The organism is Halobellus sp. Atlit-38R (assembly GCF_003665925.1).
GTDB lineage: Archaea > Halobacteriota > Halobacteria > Halobacteriales > Haloferacaceae > Haloquadratum > Haloquadratum inordinatus.
This window is the reverse complement of record NZ_QXIJ01000111.1, coordinates 1-634: the sequence shown is the minus strand read 5'-3', so window position 1 is coordinate 634 and position 634 is coordinate 1. Positions and strand designations below refer to the sequence as shown.

At 68.6% G+C, this 634-nt stretch carries 1 protein-coding gene; it reads right to left on the bottom strand.

The genetic code is table 11. The features are described from left to right. Positions 1-634: PAS domain-containing protein (locus tag D3D02_RS18375; protein WP_121571332.1), on the bottom strand; the 634-nt coding region annotated here is incomplete at both ends.

Genomic DNA, 634 nt, shown 5'->3' with positions numbered 1-634 from the left:
TCAGCGACTCGTCGACCAGGTCGACCTCCCACCACCCGATCGACGCGCTCTCCTGCGTTCGCTCGATCAGTCGTCGGGTCCGTCGCAGCTCCTCCTCCCGTCGCTTCTGCTCATCGACGTCGAGGTGGATCCCCACCGCGCGCACCGGTCCGCCGTCCTCGTCGCGCTCCACCACCTTCCCGATGTCACGGATCCACTTCCACTCGCCCGACGCGGTCCGCATCCGGTGTTCCGCGTCGTAGTACTCGGTCTCGCCGTCGACGTGGGCCGACAGAGCGTCCTCGACCGCCGGGAGGTCGTCGGGATGGACGCGGCGCTCCCACGCGTCGAGGTGCGGCTCGATCTCGTCGAGCGAGTAGCCCAGCATCTCCGCCCACTGGTCGTTGAACTCGACTTCGTCAGTGGTCATGTCCCAGTCCCAGACGCCGGGGTTCGCGCCTTCGACCGCGAGTTCGAGTCGGTCTTTGATCCGTTGGACCGTCCGCTCCCGCTCTCGCTGCTCCGTGACGTCGCGAGCGAGGCCGACGATCCGCGTCACCGATCCCTCGTCGACGACCGGGCTCAGCCGCGTCTGCCACTCTTTCCGCCCCTCCGGCAGCGCGAGCGCCTCCTCGTACTCGATCGTCTCGCGGGC